Genomic DNA, 17,217 nt, shown 5'->3' with positions numbered 1-17,217 from the left:
TAACAATAGCGAGGACTACAGCATGCAATTCTTCGACGATTCGTTGCACCCGGAAAACATGGAAAAGGTGGTCATCACCGTCGCCCCTTATGGCCCGGAGTGGATGCCCGAAGACTTCCCTGAAGACATTCCGCTGACCATGGACGAGCAGGTGCAGAAGGCCGTCGACTGCTACGAGGCAGGCGCCACCGTGCTGCACTTGCATGTGCGTGAGCTGGACGGCAAAGGCTCCAAGCACCTGTCCAAGTTCAACGAGCTGATCGCCGGGGTACGTGAAGCTGTGCCGGACATGATCATTCAAGTTGGCGGTTCGATTTCCTTCGCCCCGGAAGGCGAAGGCGAGGCGGCCAAATGGCTGTCGGATGACACCCGGCACATGCTTGCCGAGCTGACGCCGCGCCCCGACCAGGTGACCGTGGCCATCAACACCACGCAGATGAACATCATGGAGTTGCTGTACCCCGAGTACCTTGAGGGCACCTCGCTGGCCAGCCCCGCAATCCATGCCGCCTACAGCGAAATGACCGTGCCGGCCGGCCCGGCCTGGGTCCGCGAGCACTTGCGCCGCCTGCAGGCCAGCCATATCCAGCCGCATTTCCAGCTGACCGGCATGCATGCCCTGGAAACCCTCGAACGCATCGTGCGCCGGGGTGACTACATGGGGCCGCTGAACCTGACCTGGATCGGTATTGGCGGCGGTTTCGACGGCCCCAACCCGTTCAACTTCTTCAACTTCATCCACCGCGCGCCGGACGGCTGCACCCTGACTGCCGAATCGTTGCTCAAGAACGTGCTGCCGTTCAACACCATGGCGCTGGCCATGGGCCTGCACCCGCGCTGCGGCAATGAAGACACCATCATCGACCAGCACGGCAAACGCTTCACCTCGGTGCAGCAGGTCCAGCAGACCGTGCGCGTGGCCCATGAGCTGGGGCGCGAGATTGCCAGCGGCAAGGAGGCCCGCGCCATTTACCGCATCGGGCAGCAGTACGACAGTGTCGAGCAAACGCTGAAAGCCAATGGCATGGCGCCGAACCGCCAGGCGGGTGAGAAGGGCGTGCCGCAGCGCACTTGATGCGGTTATGGCAGGCCCGGCCTCTTCGCGTGCGTCGCCGCGAAGAGGCCAAAAAACGCAACGTGAGTTCTGGCGGTTACCCATAACAACAAAAACGACACCCACGCTTCACACCCAAGGAGGCAACATGGCCACCTATCTCGTCAGCGCCGAAGACTCCGGCACCGACACTGCCAACAGCATCCCCCGGCGCTATGCCTGGGTCGTCTTCGCCTTGACCTTCGGCCTGTTGATCTCCGACTACATGTCGCGCCAGGTGCTCAATGCGGTGTTTCCGCTGCTCAAGGGCGAATGGGCATTGAGCGACAGCCAGTTGGGCTTGCTCAGCGGCATCGTCGCGCTGATGGTCGGCCTGCTGACCTTCCCGTTGTCGCTGCTGGCCGACCGTTTCGGCAGGGTACGCAGCCTGGTGCTGATGGCCGTGCTGTGGAGCCTGGCCACGCTCGGCTGTGGCCTGGCGGAAAACTATTCGCAAATGTTCATTGCACGCTTCCTGGTCGGGGTCGGCGAGGCCGCCTATGGCAGTGTCGGCATTGCCGTGGTGGTCGCGGTATTCCCCCGCGACATGCGCTCGACGCTGGCCGGAGCGTTCATGGCGGGCGGCATGTTCGGCTCGGTGCTGGGCATGGCCTTGGGCGGGGTGTTGGCCCAGCACCTGGGCTGGCGCTGGGCATTCGCCGGCATGGCATTGTTCGGCCTGGTGCTGGCGATGCTCTACCCGGTCATCGTCAAAGAGGGGCGCATTGCCCCCAAGTGCGCGCAGCAGGCGCTGGACAAGGCCAGCCACCCGCTGCGCACCCTGTACAGCAGCCGTTCGGTCATCGCCGCCTATGTCGGCAGTGGCCTGCAGTTGTTTGTCGGCGGCACCCTGATCGTGTGGATGCCCAGCTACCTGAACCGCTATTACGCCATGGGCACCGACCGCGCCGGGGCGATCGCCGCCGTCATCGTGCTGTGCAGTGGTATCGGCATGATTCTCTGCGCCATGCTCTGCGATCGCCTTGGGCGGCAGCGCCCGGACCGCAAGATCAGCCTGGCCATTGGCTATTGCCTGGGCAGTTGCGCGTTGCTGAGCATAGCCTTTGCGTTGCCTGCCGGTACCGCGCAACTGGTGCTGATCTGCCTGGGCATGATGATAGCCGCCGGCACCAATGGCCCGTCCAGTGCCATGGTCGCCAACCTTACCCACGCTGCTGTGCATGGCACGGCATTCGCCACCCTGACCTTGGCCAACAACCTGCTGGGCCTGGCCACCGGGCCGCTGATCACCGGTCGGGTGTCTGACCTGATCGGGCTTCAGGCGGCGCTGCAGTTGGTGCCACTGACAAGCATTGCAGCGGCGGCTGTGTTCTTGGTTGCCAAACGACACTACCACCGCGACATGGATCGTCTGCGCGCCAGGAGTTGAAACTGTGAAACAGCAATTGTCCATCGAGGTGCTCTTCGATTTCGTCTGCCCCTGGTGCCTGATTGGCCAGCGGCACTTGCAGGCTGCGTTGTTGCTGTTGCAGCGTGAGCAGCCACACGTGCAAGTGCAGGTTCACAGGCAGGGCGTGCAGTTGCTGCCGGGGCTGCCAGCCAATGGGGTACCTTTCAAGCAGTTCTACCTTCAACGCCTGGGCAGCGAGCAGGCAGTGCGCGAGCGCCAGGCTCAGGTGCGCGCCGCTGCCCGCGTGGTGGGGGAGGATATCGACTTCTCGCGCATCTGTCGCATGCCAAACACCGGCAACGCCCACCGGTTGATGCAGCGGGCCGGCAGTCTGCTTGGCGCGTCGCAACAGCAAGCGTTGCTGGAGCGGCTGTTCATTGCCTATTTCCACCAAGGCCGCGACCTCGGTGACAGCCGCACGTTGCTCGGCATCGCCGAGAGTTGCGGGCTAAAGGCCGCGCAGGTAATCGATTGTCTGCGTGATGATGGCAGCCCGTTCCTCGACGGTGCAGGGCGTGCAGGCAGTGCCGTGCCACGTTATCGCTTCAACCTGGGCCCTCTGATTGCCGGGGTGCGGCCAGCCGAGGCGCTGTTTGCCGCGATGACCGACGCCTTGTCAGAGAGGGTGCAGGCATGAGCCTGCGTATCGCCCTGAACCCCAGCCAGCTGCCGGAGCGCAATGGCCGGGTGCTGCTGGCCTGCGAGGGCCGCAGCGTAGCGTTGTTCAATGTCGCCGGTGCGCTCTATGCCATCGACGATAGCTGCCCGCACCAAGGGGCGTCGCTGTGTGGCGGGCGCCTGGAAGGGCGGGTGATCCAGTGCTGTGCCCACGGCCTGCGCTTCGACCTGGCCAGCGGCTACCTGGTCAATTCCAAGGCGTTGAAAGTTGCCAGCTACCCGGTGCAGCAGGAGGGTGATGCGGTGTTCATCACCCTCGATGGTGACGGGCCTGGGGAGCAGGGCTGACGCTGCGTGCCCGCCAGCTGGCCGGCGGCATGCCGTACTGGGCGATGAACCAGCGGGTGAACGAACTGGGCATCGAGTAGCCGAGCATATCGGCAATGCGACCCAGCGAATAGCTGGGGTTCTCCAGGTAGCGCATCACCAGGTCACGTCGCACGCTATTGATCAGGTCCTTGAAGGTCAAGCCGCTGTCTTCCAGCCGCCGCTGCAGGGTGCGTACGTTCATGCCCTGGGTTTGCGCCACTTGCTCGAGGGTGGCCCGACCCATGGGTAGCAGCAGGTAGATGGTCTTGCGCAGCTCCAGCTCCAGCGATGGCTCGCTGCCTGCCGGCAGCGTGTCCAGGTAGCGCCGGGCCAGGCGGGCCATGGCTTCGTTGGCCAGCGGGCTGGCACTGTCGAGGTCGGCGGCAGGGCAGACGATGCCGTTGAACTCGCTGCCAAACACCAGCGTGCAGCCGAAAATGCGCCGGTGAATGGCGGGGTCGGCAGGGGCCGCATGGGTGAAATTGGCGCTGATCGGGTGCCAGTGCGTGCCGAGCAGCGCCGCGCACAAGCGCATCATCACGCCGATAGCCAGCTCGGTGGCCTGGCGGCTACAGGGCGCGCGCTCGCTGATCACCTCTTCGCGAATGACCACGGTCTTGCCAGCTTCTTCGATATGAATGGCCAGCGCGTCATTGAGCAGGTGGCGGTACTGCACGATCACCTGCAGCGCGTCGCGCAGGTTGCGTTGGTGGCTGAGCAGCAGGCTGATTTCGCCGAAGTCCGACAACTGGCGCAGTTCGGCCATGCGCAAGCCGAAGCTCTCGCAGTGGCTGGCGCTGGCGGAAGCTTCCAGCAGGTTGATCACGCTGGCCACCGGGATACGCCGGTTGGGGTCGTCGAGCAACGCCGCGCTGAGGCCCACCTGCGCCAGCAGTGTGTGGGGGTTGAGGCCCAGGTGGCGGGACACTTCCAGGTAGTTGGTCAAGCTGGCGGCGCGGACGAGGGCAGGCATTTTTATTGTTATCCCTATTGTTCAGGCAACCTGGCGCTTTCAGGCAGCAGCACAAGGCTGTTGCGACAAAAAGCACTTGGCTTGCAGGTGCACGGGTTTTATAGCCTGCGTGTCATCAATTGAAAAGCAAAGCCCTGTTCGGGCCATTGTCATCAAATGAAAAGTACCTGACGCCCAATGTGAAGCACCCGGGGGGAGGGCTGTTTACTGTGAACCTCAACAGCTACACCGCACACGAGGTTCACCGTGGAAAAACTGCAAACCACTGCCACCGTGTTGATCGTCCCTGGCCTGCGCGACCACGTCGCCGATCATTGGCAGACGCTGCTTGCCAGCCGCCTGGCGAAGGTGCGCAGCGTACCGCCGCTGAAGGTTGACGGCCTTTGCTGCAACGCCCGGGTCGAGGCGATCCAGCGCGAACTGGAGCAGATCGACGGCCAGGTGCTGCTGGTGGCACACAGTGCCGGCGTTCTGATGGTCGCCCACTGGGCCGCGCGTTACCGGTGGCCGATCAAGGGGGCTTTGCTGGCTGCCCCGCCAGACCTCGACGCCCAATGGCCGGCGCACTACCCAAGCCCAGCCAGCCTGGCCGCCCAGGGCTGGTCGCCGTTGCCAACCACGGCGCTGCCGTTCCCGAGCATTGTCGCGGCCAGTAGCAATGACCACCTGGCCAGCTACGCCGCCGTTAGCGAACTTGCCCACCGTTGGGGCAGTGAGCTGGTCAACCTGGGCGCCGTCGGCCATCTCAACCCGGCTTCCGGTTTCGGCCCGTGGCCGTTGGCCGAGGCCCTGATCCGCCGTCTGGACGCCGAAACCCTGTAGTAACGCATGGACGCCCCAGCCACGCCCGCAACAGACGGGCGGCGTAAAAAACAATAACAATACGTGGAGCCATCGTAATGCCAGAACACCGCATTCACCATGCCGTGAAGCCACAGCGCTGCCTGCTCGCCTGCGCCGTCGCCCTGCTCACGCTGCCCGCCGCCCAGGCCGTCGAAGTCGAGACCGGCAATGAAGACTGGGCCGTGCGCTTCGACAATACCGTCAAATACAATTATGGCGTGCGCACGGAAAGCGCCGACAAGCGCATGCTGGGCACGCCCAACAGCAACGACGGTGACTACAACTTCCGCAAGGCCGGCACCAACATCACCAACCGGGTCGACCTGCTGACCGAGCTGGATGTGGTGTATCAGGGCAACACCGGTTTTCGCGTCAGCACTGCCAGCTGGTACGACAAGGCCTACGACAACACCGGCTCCAACAGCAACCCGTTCGTCAATGGCAACGGTGATCAGTCGGGCATCAGCCCCAGCCTCAATGGCCTGCCGGGTACTGGCACACCCCTGGGCAGCCCGCACCTGAGCAACTACGCCCAGCGATACTACAACGGCCCATCGGGCGAAGTGCTGGATGCGTTCGTATTCATGAGCCGTGATGTCGGCGAAGCGTCGCAGGTCAGTGCCAAGCTGGGCCAGCACAACCTGTTCTGGGGGGAAACCCTGCTCAACCCCGTGCATTCGCTGAGCTATGGCCAGTCCGGCCTGGACCTGGCCAAGCTGGCGGCATCGCCAGGCACCGAGGCCAAGGAGCTGTTCGTCCCCCGTAACCAGTTGTCGACCTCGTTCCTGGTCAACTCCGAACTCACCCTGGGTGCGCAGTACTTCTTCGACTGGGATGCTGCCCGCTTGCCCGAAGCGGGCACCTACTATGGCGGCGCCGATGTGGTAGGCGAGGGCGCGCAGAGCTTCCTGCTCGGCCACACCGGCACCCCGGGCTTGATCCCGGTGCGCGGAGCGCTGACCACCATCCGCCGCGGTCATGACCTGACGCCCGGCAAGAGCGGCGACTGGGGCATCATGGCCAGGTGGTCGCCGCAATGGCTGGGCGGCACCCTCGGTTTCTACTACCGCAAGACGTCCGAGATTCTGCCCCAGGCCTGGCTCGACGCGCGCGGCATGACCGTGGCCAGTGGCCCTTTCGGTAACCCACCGGGCAGCCGCCAGGCGGCGGTCGGCAACCTGTACAACTCGCTGCAAAGCACCACTTACCAGTTTGCCTATGCCGACAACATCGACATCTACGGCCTGAGCCTGTCCAAGGATGTGGGTGGCATCAGCGTCGGCAGCGACCTCAACATCCGCCACAACATGCCGTTGGCGAGTATCCCGGCAATCGTCAGTGCCCCCGGCCAAGGTGGCCTGGGTGGTGGCTTCGGTTTACTGCCGTCGCGCCTGCCCGGCAGCGGGGTGGTCTACGACGTACCCAAGGATGGTGACAGCCTGAGCGCCACTGGCGACACCCTGCATTTCACGGTCAACGGCCTGATGACGATGGGTGACACGCCGCTGTTCGACTCGGCAACCCTGCTCGGGGAGCTGTTCTACAGCAACCTGCTCAAGCTCGATGGCCACAACGAGGCTTTGTACAAAGGCAAGGGCAGCTACCGCGGCATCGACAAGGCGACCCGCGACAACTGGGGTATCGCCGTCAACTTCACCCCCACCTGGTACCAGGTGTTGCCGGGCATGGATCTGAGCATGCCATTGTCGGTCAACGTCGGCCTGGACGGTGTCTCGCCGGTGCAAGGCGGCGGCGCCGAAAACACCGGCAATTACGCGGTGGGCTTGAGCGCTGCGATCTACAACCAGTACTTCGTCGACCTCAAGTACGTCGACAGCTTCGGTGAGACCAAGGCCTGCAAGGACGGCCAGACCGACGGCAGCACCCCCAATGCCCTGGACGGCGAACAGGATTACACCTGCTACGGCGGCGGCTACGCCTCCTTCTCCGGTGGTGGCGCCACCACCGAAGACCGTGGCGCGCTGTACCTGACCGTCAAGACGACCTTCTGAGTCCTGTTTCCTACCGCCTACACAGGAAGACAACCATCATGATCTTCGTACGTACCCTGCTGGCCTCGTGTCTGTCGCTGGCCGCGCTCAACGCCGCCCAGGCTGCCGTTTCTCCTGACCAGGCTGCACACCTGGGCAACAACCTGACCACCCTCGGCGCCGAAAAGGCCGGCAATGCCGACGGCTCCATCCCGGCCTACCAAGGCGGCCTGCTTACCCCACCGGCCAGCTATCAGAGCGGCGCCAGCATGCGCCCCGACCCATTTGCCAGCGAGAAGCCGTTGCTGGTCATCGATGGCAAGAATGCCGATCAGTACAAGGGGCAACTGACCGCCACTACCCTCGAACTGCTCAAGCGCTACCCCAGCTACCACGTTGACGTGTACCCGACTCACCGCAGCGTCGCGCTGCCGCAGGCGGTGCTGGACAACACCCGCAAGAACGCCACCGGCGCCAGAAGCCAGGAGGGCGGCAGCGCAGTGGACAACGTGCTGCCGGGCATTCCGTTCCCCATTCCGCAGAACGGCGCCGAGGCCATGTGGAACTTCCTGCTGCGCTACCAGGGCGTGAGCATGACCGCCAAGTACGACTCCTGGAACGTCGATGCTGCCGGCAAACCGTCATTGTCGACCACCGGCCAGGCGCACATCGGTTACCCGATCTATGAGGACATGACCAAGCCGATCGGCGCCAAGGACACCTATTACCAGATGAAACTGGTGTACACCGGGCCCGCACGCCGTGCCGGTGAAGCAATGATGCTGCGCGACGCTGCCAACCCGCTGGTGCAGCCGCGCAGCGCCTGGCAGTACCTGCCGGGCCAGCGCCGGGTCAAGCTGGCGCCTAACCTGGCCTACGACACGCCCAACCCGGGCACCTCCGGCTCTGGCACTTACGATGACGTGTTCGTCTTCAACGGCGCGCTGGACCGCTACGACTGGACCCTGGTCGGCAAGCAGGAGATGTATGTGCCTTACAACACCTACCGGCTGACCTACAACACCGACGTCAAGCAGTTGATCACCCCCAATCACCTGGCGCCGCAGTTTGTACGCTGGGAAAAACACCGCGTGTGGGTGGTGGAAGGCAAGCTTAAGGACGGCGCGCGTCACATCTACCACAAGCGCCGCTTCTACCTCGATGAGGACAGCTGGATCGCGCTGGCCTCGGACCAGTACGACGCCCGTGGCCAGCTGTACCGGGGTTCGTTCGCCTTCCTCACCCAGAGCTATGACAAGCAGACCCCGGACGCCACGCCGTTCATGATCTACGACCTCATCGGCGGCACCTACAACCTCAACGGCGTGGTCGGTGCCTACGGCGGCATCCGTTACATCGACCCGTTGTCGAAAACCCAATGGTCGCCCGATTCGCTGGCCGGCAACGGCATTCGCTAAACGCACGGAGCAGAGGTTCCAATGCCTGTCTTCAAACGATGCAGCGTGGTGATGCTGGCCCTGGTTGCGCTGCATGGCGCGGCCCAGGCAGCGCCATTCACCGATGTGCTGGATGTGCCCGCCATGCCCAGCGCCCTTGCCAGCAGCAGCGCCCTGCGTGATGTGACCTGGGCCGGGCAGCGCCTGGTCGCGGTCGGCCCGCGCGGGCACATCCTGTATTCCGATGACCACGGCGGGCACTGGCAGCAAGCCCAGGTGCCGGTCAGCGCCGACCTGAATGCGGTGAGCTTCGCCACGCCCGAGCTGGGCTGGGCGGTGGGCCATGACGGTGTGGTCCTGCACAGCCGTGACGGTGGCATGCACTGGCAAAAACAGCTCGACGGCCGGGTACTGGCCGAACAGCTGCCAGGCGCGGGCACCGACAATGCCTTGCTCGACGTGTGGTTCAGCGATACCCGCACGGGCTACGCGGTGGGGGTGTTCAACCTGCTGCTTCGCACCACTGATGGCGGCGAGCACTGGCAGCCGTGGCTCGACCACAGCGACAACCCGCAAGGCCTGCACCTGACCAGCCTGGCCGCGGTGGGCGACGAGCTGTTCATCACGGGCGAGCAGGGCCTGTTGCTGAAGTGGGACGGCAAGCGCTTCGCTCGCGTCGGCACACCCTACGCCGGCACCCTGTTCGGTGCCGTCGGCAAGCCCGGCGTGCTGCTGATATACGGCCTGCGCGGCCACGTCTATCGCAGTACCGATGGCGGCCAGCAGTGGCAACTGATCGACACAGGGATCAACACCAGCCTCACCGCCGCCGGTATCGACCCTGATGGGCAGCTGTGGCTTGCCAGCCAGGCCGGTGACCTGCTGCTCAGCCGCGATGACGGCGCCAGCTTCAGCCCGGTAGCCCACAGCCCCCGCAGCCCAGTCACCGCACTCGTCAGCGATGCCGGTAACGGCCTGGTGCTGGTGGGCGAGCGTGGCGTGCGCAACCAGGCCGGTAACCCCACGCAGCACCCCTGACAAGAGAAGACCCTGATGGCCGCTACCCGCCAAGATACGCTTCCGGTAATCCGCAACCTCGCCGATTTCGACCCACGCTCGGGCAATTGCCTGGAACGCCTGGTGTTCAACCATCGTTGGCCATTTCTGCTGTGCATGCTGCTGGCAACCTTGGTGCTGGGCTTCATGGCGGCGACGCGCCTGGAGCTGCGCCCCAGCTTTGACAAGATGCTGCCGCAGAGCCACCCCTACATACAGAACTACCTGGAAAACCGCGCTTCGCTGCGCGGATTGGGCAATGCGGTCCGGGTGGTGGTAGAGAACACCCACGGCGATATCTTCGACCCGGGTTACCTGCAGACCCTGCGCCATATCAACGACGAACTGTTCCTCAGCCAAGGCGTGGACCGGGCATGGGTGAAGTCCTTGTGGAGCCCGGCGGTGCGATGGACCGAGGTAACCGAGGAGGGTTTCCAGGGCGGCCCGGTCATGCCTGACGGGTATCAAGGCGCAGCCGGTGATATCGAACAGCTAAGGCAGAACATCGAGCGTGCCAACATCGTCGGCAGCCTGGTAGCGCGCGACTTCAAGTCGAGCATGCTGGTGGTGCCGCTACTGGACCAGGACTCAGCCACCGGCAAAGGCCTGGACTACCATGCCTTTTCGCAAAAGCTCGAACAGTTGCGCAGTCAGTACCAGGCCAGCGGCCAGTACCGCATTCATGTGATCGGCTTCGCCAAGCTGATGGGTGACCTGATCGACGGCCTGATCCAGGTGATGGCGTTCTTTGCGCTGGCTGTGCTGACCAGCCTGGTGATCATCTACTGCTATACCCGCTGTGTGCGCAGCACCTTGCTGGTGGTGGTGTGTTCGCTGACTGCGGTGGTATGGCAGCTGGGTATCGTCGCCTGGCTGGGCTATGCCATCGACCCGTATTCGATCCTGGTGCCGTTCCTGATCTTTGCCATCGGCGTGTCGCACGCGGCGCAGAAGATGAACGGCATCCTTCAGGACATAGGCCGCGGTACGCACCGGCAGATTGCCGCCCGCTATACCTTCCGCCGCCTGTTCGTGGCCGGGGTCACCGCACTGCTGGCCGATGCCGTGGGCTTTGCGGTGCTGATGCTGATCGATATTCCGGTGATTCAGGACCTGGCAATCACCGCCAGCATTGGTGTGGCAGTGCTGATTTTTACCTCGTTGCTGTTGATGCCGGTGGCGCTGTCCTATGTCGGTGTGGGCCGCAAGGCTGCCGAGCGAGCGCTACGTATCGATGCTCGCGCGGATCAGCACCGTGGCTTCGGCCGGCTGTGGGCGCTGCTTGACCGATTCACCGAACGCAAGTGGGCCAGTGCTGCACTGCTGGCTGCCCTGGCGTTGGCCGCCCTAGGCACCTGGGGTAGCCTCCAGCTGAAGATCGGCGACCTCGACAGTGGCGCCCCCGAGCTGCGTGCGGACTCGCGCTACAACCTCGACAACGCTTACATCACCCAGCACTACGCACTGTCCAGCGATACCTTCGCGGTCATGGTCAAGACGGCCCCCGAAGGCTGCCTGCAATATCAGACACTGATCCTCGCCGACCGCCTGGCCTGGGAGCTGCAGCAACTGCCGGGTGTGCAGACCACCGTGTCGCTGGCAAACGCGGTGCGCCAGATCACTGCGGGTACCTACGAAGGCAACGCGCGCCTGAACAGCCTTCAGCGCAACCAGGACGTGCTCAACTACGCCGCCCAGCAAGCCTCGGTCAACGCCCCGGAGCTGTTCAACAACGACTGTTCGCTGATGCCGGTGATCGCCTACCTCAAGGACCACCGCGCCGACACGCTGGCCCAGGTGGCTGTAGCGGCTGAGCGTTTCGCCCAGGCCAACAGCAGTGCTGACCACCAGTTCCTGCTGGCCGCCGGCAGCGCGGGCATCGAGGCCGCCACCAACGAGGTGGTGCGCGAGGCCAACCACCGCATGCTGTTGCTGGTGTACCTGGCGGTGACCCTGTTCTGCCTGGTCACCTTCCGCAGCTGGCGAGCGACGCTGGTGGCAATCCTGCCGCTGATGCTTACCTCGGTGCTGTGCGAGGCGTTGATGGTGGCCATGGGCATCGGCGTCAAGGTCGCCACCTTGCCGGTGATCGCCCTGGGGGTGGGCATTGGCGTGGACTACGCGCTGTACCTGCTCAGCGTGCAGTTGCACTACCAGCGCGCCGGCCTGAGCCTGGCCCACGCCTACCAGAAAGCCCTGGCCTTCACCGGTCGGGTGGTGGGGCTGGTCGGTATCACCTTGGCCGCTGGCGTAGCCGGCTGGGCCTGGTCGCCAATCAAGTTCCAGGCCGACATGGGCCTGCTGCTGACCTTCATGTTCCTGTGGAACATGCTCGGCGCGCTGGTGCTGATACCCGCGTTGTCGCACTTCCTCCTGCGCGGCCAGGGCGCCCCGGCAGCTGCCGATGCCCAGGCGCCTGCGCTTTCGCAAACCCAAGAAACCGAGTGCTCGCCTCATGTCTGATTACCTTGCGCCACTGCGCGACATGGATTTTCTGTTCAACGAAGTGTTCGACATCCCGACCTGGTGGGCGCAAACGCCCGTACTGGCCGAGATGGTCGATGGTGACACTGCCCAGGCCATACTCGAGCAGGCCGGTAAGCTGATTGCCGAGCGAGTGGCGCCGCTCAACCGCAGTGGCGACGAGCAGGGCTGCCGCTGGGAGGCTGGCCAGGTACGCACGCCCGACGGTTTCGCCGATGCCTACCGGGCATTTGCCGCTGACGGCTGGGTCGGTGTGGCCGGGGACCCGGCCTACGGCGGCATGGGCATGCCGAAGGTGATCGGCGCCCAACTCGAAGAGATGCTCAATGCCGCCAACCTGTCGTTTGGCCTGTACCCGATGCTGACCGCCGGGGCCTGCCTGGCACTGCTCAACCATGCCAGTGAGGCTTTGCAGGCGCTGTACCTGCCACCCATGTACCAAGGGCGTTGGGCCGGTTCGATGTGCCTGACCGAGCCCCACGCCGGCACCGACCTGGGCCTGATCCGCACCCGGGCACAACCCCTCGCCGACGGCGGCTACCGCATCAGCGGCACCAAGGTCTTCATCACTGGCGGCGAGCAGGACCTGACCGAGAACATCATCCACCTGGTGCTGGCGCGGCTACCGGATGCACCGGCCGGCCCCAAAGGCATCTCGCTGTTCCTGGTGCCCAAGGTGCTGGTCGACGCCGACGGCGTGCTTGGCGAGGCCAACGCAGTGAGCTGCGGCTCGATCGAGCACAAGATGGGCATCAAGGCCTCGGCCACCTGCGTGATGAACTTCGACGGCGCCATCGGCTACCTGGTCGGCGAGCCGAACAAGGGCCTCAATGCCATGTTCACTATGATGAACTACGAGCGCCTGGGCGTTGGTATCCAGGGGTTGGCGCTGGGCGAGCGGTCTTATCAGGGAGCCATCGCCTATGCCCGTGATCGTCTGCAAGGCCGCGCGCCGTCGGGTGTTGAAGCGCCGTCGCAGTATGCCGACCCGATCATCGTCCACCCGGACGTACGCCGCATGCTACTGACCATGAAAGCGCTGAACGAGGGCGGGCGGGCATTTTCCACCTACGTGGCGTTGCAGTTGGACATGGCCAAATACAGCGACGACCCGGCTACACGCGCCAATGTCGAGGCCAAGGTGGCGTTGCTTACGCCGGTCGCCAAAGCCTTCCTCACCGACATGGGACTGGAGACTACCCTGCACGGCCAGCAGGTGCTGGGTGGCCACGGCTATATCCGCGAGTGGGGCCAGGAGCAGTTGATTCGTGACTGCCGCATTACCCAGATCTACGAAGGCACCAATGGCATCCAGGCGCTCGACCTGGTAGGGCGCAAGCTATTTGGTGATGGCGGCAAGGCCTACCGTGGCCTATCCGACGAAATCGTCAGCTTTGCCCAGGCGCTGCCAGTGGCGCACGCCGAGTTCAGTGCGCCACTGCTGGCTGCCGTGCACAACCTTGACGAACTGAGTGCCTGGCTGCTCGACCGCAGCCAAGGCAACCCGCGCGAGCTTGGCGCGGCGGCGGTGGAGTACCTGCACGTGTTTGGCTACACCTTCTACGCCTACCTGTGGGCGCGCATGGCCGTGGTGTGCCAGGGCCAGGCGGTACCTGAGCCGTTCCACCTCAGCAAGCTCGGTACCGCGCGCTTCTACTTTGCACGCCTGCTACCACGCATCCACTCGCTCAGCGCCAGTGTCAGGGCCGGCAGCGATAGCCTGTACCTGCTCGAGGCCGAGCAACTGTGATGGCCGCCAACATGCTCACCACTCGCGTCATGCCCCGGGCCGAGCAGGCCTATGCCTATCCGTTGCTGATCAAACGCCTGCTGCTGTCGGGTGTGCGCTACCAGCCCAACCAGGAAATCGTCTACGCCGACAAGCTGCGCTACACCTACACCACGTTGCTGGAACGCATCCAACGGCTGGCCAACGTGCTGACCACAGCCGGGGTCAAGCCTGGCGACACGGTGGCATTGCTCGACTGGGACAGCCACCGGGCACTGGAATGTTTCTTTGCCGTACCAATGCTGGGCGCGGTGTTGCATACGGTGAACGTGCGGCTGTCCAGCGAGCAGGTGCGCTACACCATGAACCACGCCGAGGATCGGTGGGTACTGGTGCATGACGACTTCCTGCCATTGATGCAGCAGCTATGCGCCGACCTGCCGGCAGTCGAGGGCATCATCCGCCTCAGCGACGGCGATGCTGCCGCGCAGACAGTGCCTTTGCTGGGCGAATACGAAGCCATGCTGGCGGCTGCAGCGCCACAGTTCGAATTTGCCGACTTCGACGAAAACTCGCTGGCCACACTGTTCTACACCAGCGGTACCACCGGCAACCCCAAGGGTGTGTACTTCAGCCACCGGCAACTGGTGCTGCATACCCTGGTCGAGCAGGGCACCTTGGCCGCGTGTGGCGAGGTAGCGCTGCTGCGCACCGGCGATGTGTACATGCCGATCACGCCCATGTTCCACGTGCATGCCTGGGGCGTGCCCTATGTGGCCACGGCGCTGGGCATCAAGCAGGTCTACCCCGGGCGCTACGAGCCCAACCGCCTGGTGCGCCTGTTCCATGACGAGGGGGTGACGTTCTCCCATTGCGTGCCGACGGTGCTGCAGATGATGCTCGACAGCGAGCAAGGGCGCTGCACCGACCTGACCGGCTGGAAGATGCTGCTGGGCGGCAGCGCCCTGACGCTGAGCCTGGCCCAGCGTGCCAGCGGGCGCGGCATCAGTGTGCATTGTGGCTACGGCATGTCGGAAAGCTGCCCGCTGCTCAGCATCACCCACCTGAGCACCGACTTGCTGGCACAGCCCATGGCGCAGCAACTGCCGCTGCGCATCGATGCCGGTGTGCCGATTGCCTTGGTGGACCTGCGTATCGTCGATAGCGAGGGCAGGGAAGTACCGCACGATGGCGCAAGCCTGGGCGAAATCGTGGTGCGCGCGCCTTGGCTGACCCAGGGTTACCTGCACGAACCGGAGCAAGGCGCGGCGCTGTGGCTGGGGGGCTGGATGCACACCGGTGACCTGGCCTGTATCGACTCGCTGGGCGTGGTGCGCATCCGCGATCGCATCAAGGACGTGATCAAGACCGGTGGCGAGTGGGTCAGTTCGGTGGCGCTGGAAAACCTGATCAGCCAGCACCCGTCCGTCGCCTCGGTCGCGGTAATCGGTATTCCTGATCCACAGTGGGGGGAACAACCTTTGGCCTTGGTGGTCTGTCATGACGGTGTGCAGTTGGACCAGCCGGCATTGGCCAGGCACCTGCAGCCGTATGTTGACAGCGGGCACCTGGCCAAATGGGCGATACCGCGGCAGGTGCGGTGTGTGGACGAGATCCCCAAGACCAGTGTCGGCAAGATCGACAAGAAACGCATTCGCCAGACTGCAATATAGAAGTGGCTTGCGATGCCTGGGGGCGCCTTGCGCCCCATCTTGTTGCTGGCGGGGGCTTTGCCCGCGCGCTCAGCAGCCCCAAAACCCCGCCAAACAAGGGAATGGCGGTTGACTTGAGTTCACCCAGGTAAAGTTAGGTAAAAGCGGCCACGGCATATACACGGATCAGTATTGTGGTTTGTACTGTCCAGTTAAAGATGCCATTGATGAACACACTTCCGTCGCAGCCAAGCGCTGAACGCGGGGCGTTCTCCGGTTTCGAGGCGTGTCGCAATTCCCAGCAGGGCCCCGTGGTGATCCTTGCCTCCGGGGCTTCTGCCAAACATTTTCCGCTGGGCGAGTTTGCGCACTTGCCCATCATCGCCATGAACGGGTCGGTCGCCATGACCGCCGAACACGGCATCAAACCCTTCTTCTACGTGTGCACCGACAAAAGCTTTTGCCAGCAACAGCCGGCCTTGTTCGCCACTGCCGTGCGCGACAGCGAACGCCTGGCCCTGTGGCCTGAGCAGTATGCGCGTGCCGATGTGCCAGCCCACACCCAGTGTTATGCCTTGCACAAAGCCGACATGCCGAGCCTGCTGGACGGTTTGCGCGGCCATGGTGACAGTTGCGTGTGCAACCGGGCACTGTGGAGCAAACGCAGCCGCTCGATTGCCTTCAGTAAAGACATGGCCCATGGCTTTTTCGATGCCCGCACGGTGGCTTATGTGGCCTTGCAGTTGGCCTATCACCTGGGCTTCGAGGAAGTGTTGCTGGTGGGGGTAGACCTCGACCAGAGCGTCGGGCGCTTTTACGAGGACGGCCAGGGCCCGTCTTCGCCGTGCGGACTCGACCAGCATTGGGACAGCCGCATCCTGCCGTCGTTGAAGCTGATGGCCAGGGAAGTGGTCAGCGAGCATTTCCACGTCTACAACCTGTCGGCAACATCACGCATTCCCGCTGAGCTGATACCCAAGGTCACGCTCAGCCAGGCGCGGCACATTGCTGGCTGTGCAGTTACCTGAGCAAGAAAGCGGGTGCATGAAAGACTGTGGATGCGTACAGTTGGGCGGTCGCAACTTGCAGGAGCCGGCTATGTCCAGCGCATTCACGATCATGCCATCGCCCGTCGGTATGCTGACCCTTGTGGCCCGTGGCAATTGCCTGGCAGCCGTATTGTGGGAAGAGGAGCGGGAAAACCGCGTACGCCTGGGCGCACTGCACCGGGACGACCAGTGCCCGGTATTGCGGGAAACCGCTCGCCAGCTGGGCGAGTACTTTGACGGCAAGCGCCAGCGTTTCGAGCTGGCGCTGGACTTTGCCGGTACTGAGTTCCAGCGCCAGGTGTGGGCCGCATTGCTGGCGATACCGTTCGGCGAAACCCGCAGCTACAGCGACATTGCCCGGCAGCTCGGCAACCCCAGGGCGGTACGCGCGGTTGGCGCTGCCAATGGCCGCAACCCGATTTCGATCATCGCTCCCTGTCACCGGGTAATCGGCGCGTCGGGCAGCCTGACCGGCTTTGCCGGTGGCCTGGCGGCCAAGCAGTATCTGTTGGCGCTGGAAGGGCGGCAAAGCCTGGCGCTGGACCTGTAAGG

General features: G+C 64.0%; 14 protein-coding genes. 13 read left to right on the top strand and 1 reads right to left on the bottom strand.

The annotated features are described in order from the left end of the window. The first annotated feature begins 22 nt into the window (after positions 1 to 22). From PRJ_RS14665 to PRJ_RS14650, 4 genes are all read left to right on the top strand, one after another. Entirely contained in the window at positions 23 to 1,075 is a 1,053-nt protein-coding gene (locus tag PRJ_RS14665; protein WP_104961792.1) for a 3-keto-5-aminohexanoate cleavage protein, read from the top strand. A 127-nt stretch (positions 1,076 to 1,202) separates the two neighbouring features. Then, on the top strand, positions 1,203 to 2,483 hold the full coding sequence (locus tag PRJ_RS14660) for an MFS transporter (protein ID WP_064490592.1): 1,281 nt from the start codon (positions 1,203 to 1,205) through the stop codon (positions 2,481 to 2,483). 4 nt (positions 2,484 to 2,487) lie between these two features. Next, complete coding sequence (locus PRJ_RS14655) at positions 2,488 to 3,141, top strand: DsbA family protein (RefSeq protein WP_020191132.1); 654 nt, start codon at positions 2,488 to 2,490, stop codon at positions 3,139 to 3,141. Beyond that, a complete protein-coding gene (locus PRJ_RS14650) occupies positions 3,138 to 3,470 on the top strand; it encodes a Rieske 2Fe-2S domain-containing protein (RefSeq protein WP_020191133.1) in 333 nt (110 codons plus the stop codon). Before PRJ_RS14655 ends, PRJ_RS14650 begins: the two co-directional genes overlap by 4 nt. On the opposite strand, the gene PRJ_RS14645 is transcribed toward PRJ_RS14650, so the two are convergent. Further along, complete coding sequence (locus PRJ_RS14645; protein ID WP_064490590.1) at positions 3,433 to 4,464, bottom strand: AraC family transcriptional regulator; 1,032 nt, start codon at positions 4,462 to 4,464, stop codon at positions 3,433 to 3,435. The two genes, PRJ_RS14650 and PRJ_RS14645, sit on opposite strands and share 38 nt — an antisense overlap. Positions 4,465 to 4,710: 246 nt before the next feature. Between PRJ_RS14645 and PRJ_RS14640 the strand changes: the two genes are divergently transcribed. The 9 genes from PRJ_RS14640 (at position 4,711) to PRJ_RS14600 (ending at position 17,215) form a co-directional block, all read left to right on the top strand. Further along, the gene (locus PRJ_RS14640) at positions 4,711 to 5,286 is read left to right on the top strand and encodes an alpha/beta hydrolase (protein ID WP_104961791.1); all 576 of its coding nucleotides are present in this window, start codon (positions 4,711 to 4,713) and stop codon (positions 5,284 to 5,286) included. A gap of 77 nt (positions 5,287 to 5,363) precedes the next feature. Continuing rightward, positions 5,364 to 7,319 carry a DUF1302 domain-containing protein gene (locus PRJ_RS14635; RefSeq protein ID WP_104961790.1) on the top strand — a complete coding sequence of 652 codons (1,956 nt, stop codon included), beginning with the start codon at positions 5,364 to 5,366 and terminating at the stop codon, positions 7,317 to 7,319. Between the two features lie 38 nt (positions 7,320 to 7,357). Further along, entirely contained in the window at positions 7,358 to 8,716 is a 1,359-nt protein-coding gene (locus PRJ_RS14630) for a DUF1329 domain-containing protein (RefSeq protein WP_104961789.1), read from the top strand. A gap of 21 nt (positions 8,717 to 8,737) precedes the next feature. Continuing rightward, positions 8,738 to 9,733, top strand: coding sequence for a YCF48-related protein (locus PRJ_RS14625; protein WP_104961788.1), 996 nt, complete (start codon positions 8,738 to 8,740; stop codon positions 9,731 to 9,733). A gap of 15 nt (positions 9,734 to 9,748) precedes the next feature. After that, entirely contained in the window at positions 9,749 to 12,214 is a 2,466-nt protein-coding gene (locus PRJ_RS14620) for an RND family transporter (RefSeq protein WP_104961787.1), read from the top strand. Beyond that, positions 12,207 to 13,985 (top strand): acyl-CoA dehydrogenase C-terminal domain-containing protein, encoded by a 1,779-nt coding sequence (locus PRJ_RS14615; RefSeq protein ID WP_104961786.1) that lies wholly within the window; start codon positions 12,207 to 12,209, stop codon positions 13,983 to 13,985. Before PRJ_RS14620 ends, PRJ_RS14615 begins: the two co-directional genes overlap by 8 nt. Positions 13,986 to 13,996: 11 nt before the next feature. Further along, positions 13,997 to 15,637 (top strand): fatty acid--CoA ligase, encoded by a 1,641-nt coding sequence (locus tag PRJ_RS14610; protein ID WP_371928123.1) that lies wholly within the window; start codon positions 13,997 to 13,999, stop codon positions 15,635 to 15,637. Positions 15,638 to 15,843: 206 nt separating this feature from the next. Further along, complete coding sequence (locus PRJ_RS14605) at positions 15,844 to 16,644, top strand: lipopolysaccharide biosynthesis protein (protein ID WP_104961784.1); 801 nt, start codon at positions 15,844 to 15,846, stop codon at positions 16,642 to 16,644. 70 nt (positions 16,645 to 16,714) lie between these two features. Next, entirely contained in the window at positions 16,715 to 17,215 is a 501-nt protein-coding gene (locus PRJ_RS14600; protein ID WP_004576657.1) for a methylated-DNA--[protein]-cysteine S-methyltransferase, read from the top strand. The last annotated feature ends 2 nt before the right edge of the window (positions 17,216 to 17,217 follow it).

It is taken from the genome of Pseudomonas sp. XWY-1, from assembly GCF_002953115.1.
Taxonomy (GTDB): domain Bacteria; phylum Pseudomonadota; class Gammaproteobacteria; order Pseudomonadales; family Pseudomonadaceae; genus Aquipseudomonas; species Aquipseudomonas alloputida.
This window is presented reverse-complemented; position numbering and strand designations above follow the sequence as displayed.

Coding starts and splice junctions, on each gene's coding strand:
- PRJ_RS14605 (WP_104961784.1), top strand. CDS start 15,844: ATGAACACACTTCCGTCGCAGCCAAGCGCTGAACGCGGGGCGTTCTCC.
- PRJ_RS14650 (WP_020191133.1), top strand. CDS start 3,138: ATGAGCCTGCGTATCGCCCTGAACCCCAGCCAGCTGCCGGAGCGCAAT.
- PRJ_RS14665 (WP_104961792.1), top strand. CDS start 23: ATGCAATTCTTCGACGATTCGTTGCACCCGGAAAACATGGAAAAGGTG.
- PRJ_RS14660 (WP_064490592.1), top strand. CDS start 1,203: ATGGCCACCTATCTCGTCAGCGCCGAAGACTCCGGCACCGACACTGCC.
- PRJ_RS14645 (WP_064490590.1), bottom strand. CDS start 4,464: ATGCCTGCCCTCGTCCGCGCCGCCAGCTTGACCAACTACCTGGAAGTG.
- PRJ_RS14635 (WP_104961790.1), top strand. CDS start 5,364: ATGCCAGAACACCGCATTCACCATGCCGTGAAGCCACAGCGCTGCCTG.
- PRJ_RS14610 (WP_371928123.1), top strand. CDS start 13,997: ATGCTCACCACTCGCGTCATGCCCCGGGCCGAGCAGGCCTATGCCTAT.
- PRJ_RS14620 (WP_104961787.1), top strand. CDS start 9,749: ATGGCCGCTACCCGCCAAGATACGCTTCCGGTAATCCGCAACCTCGCC.
- PRJ_RS14630 (WP_104961789.1), top strand. CDS start 7,358: ATGATCTTCGTACGTACCCTGCTGGCCTCGTGTCTGTCGCTGGCCGCG.
- PRJ_RS14615 (WP_104961786.1), top strand. CDS start 12,207: ATGTCTGATTACCTTGCGCCACTGCGCGACATGGATTTTCTGTTCAAC.
- PRJ_RS14625 (WP_104961788.1), top strand. CDS start 8,738: ATGCCTGTCTTCAAACGATGCAGCGTGGTGATGCTGGCCCTGGTTGCG.
- PRJ_RS14600 (WP_004576657.1), top strand. CDS start 16,715: ATGTCCAGCGCATTCACGATCATGCCATCGCCCGTCGGTATGCTGACC.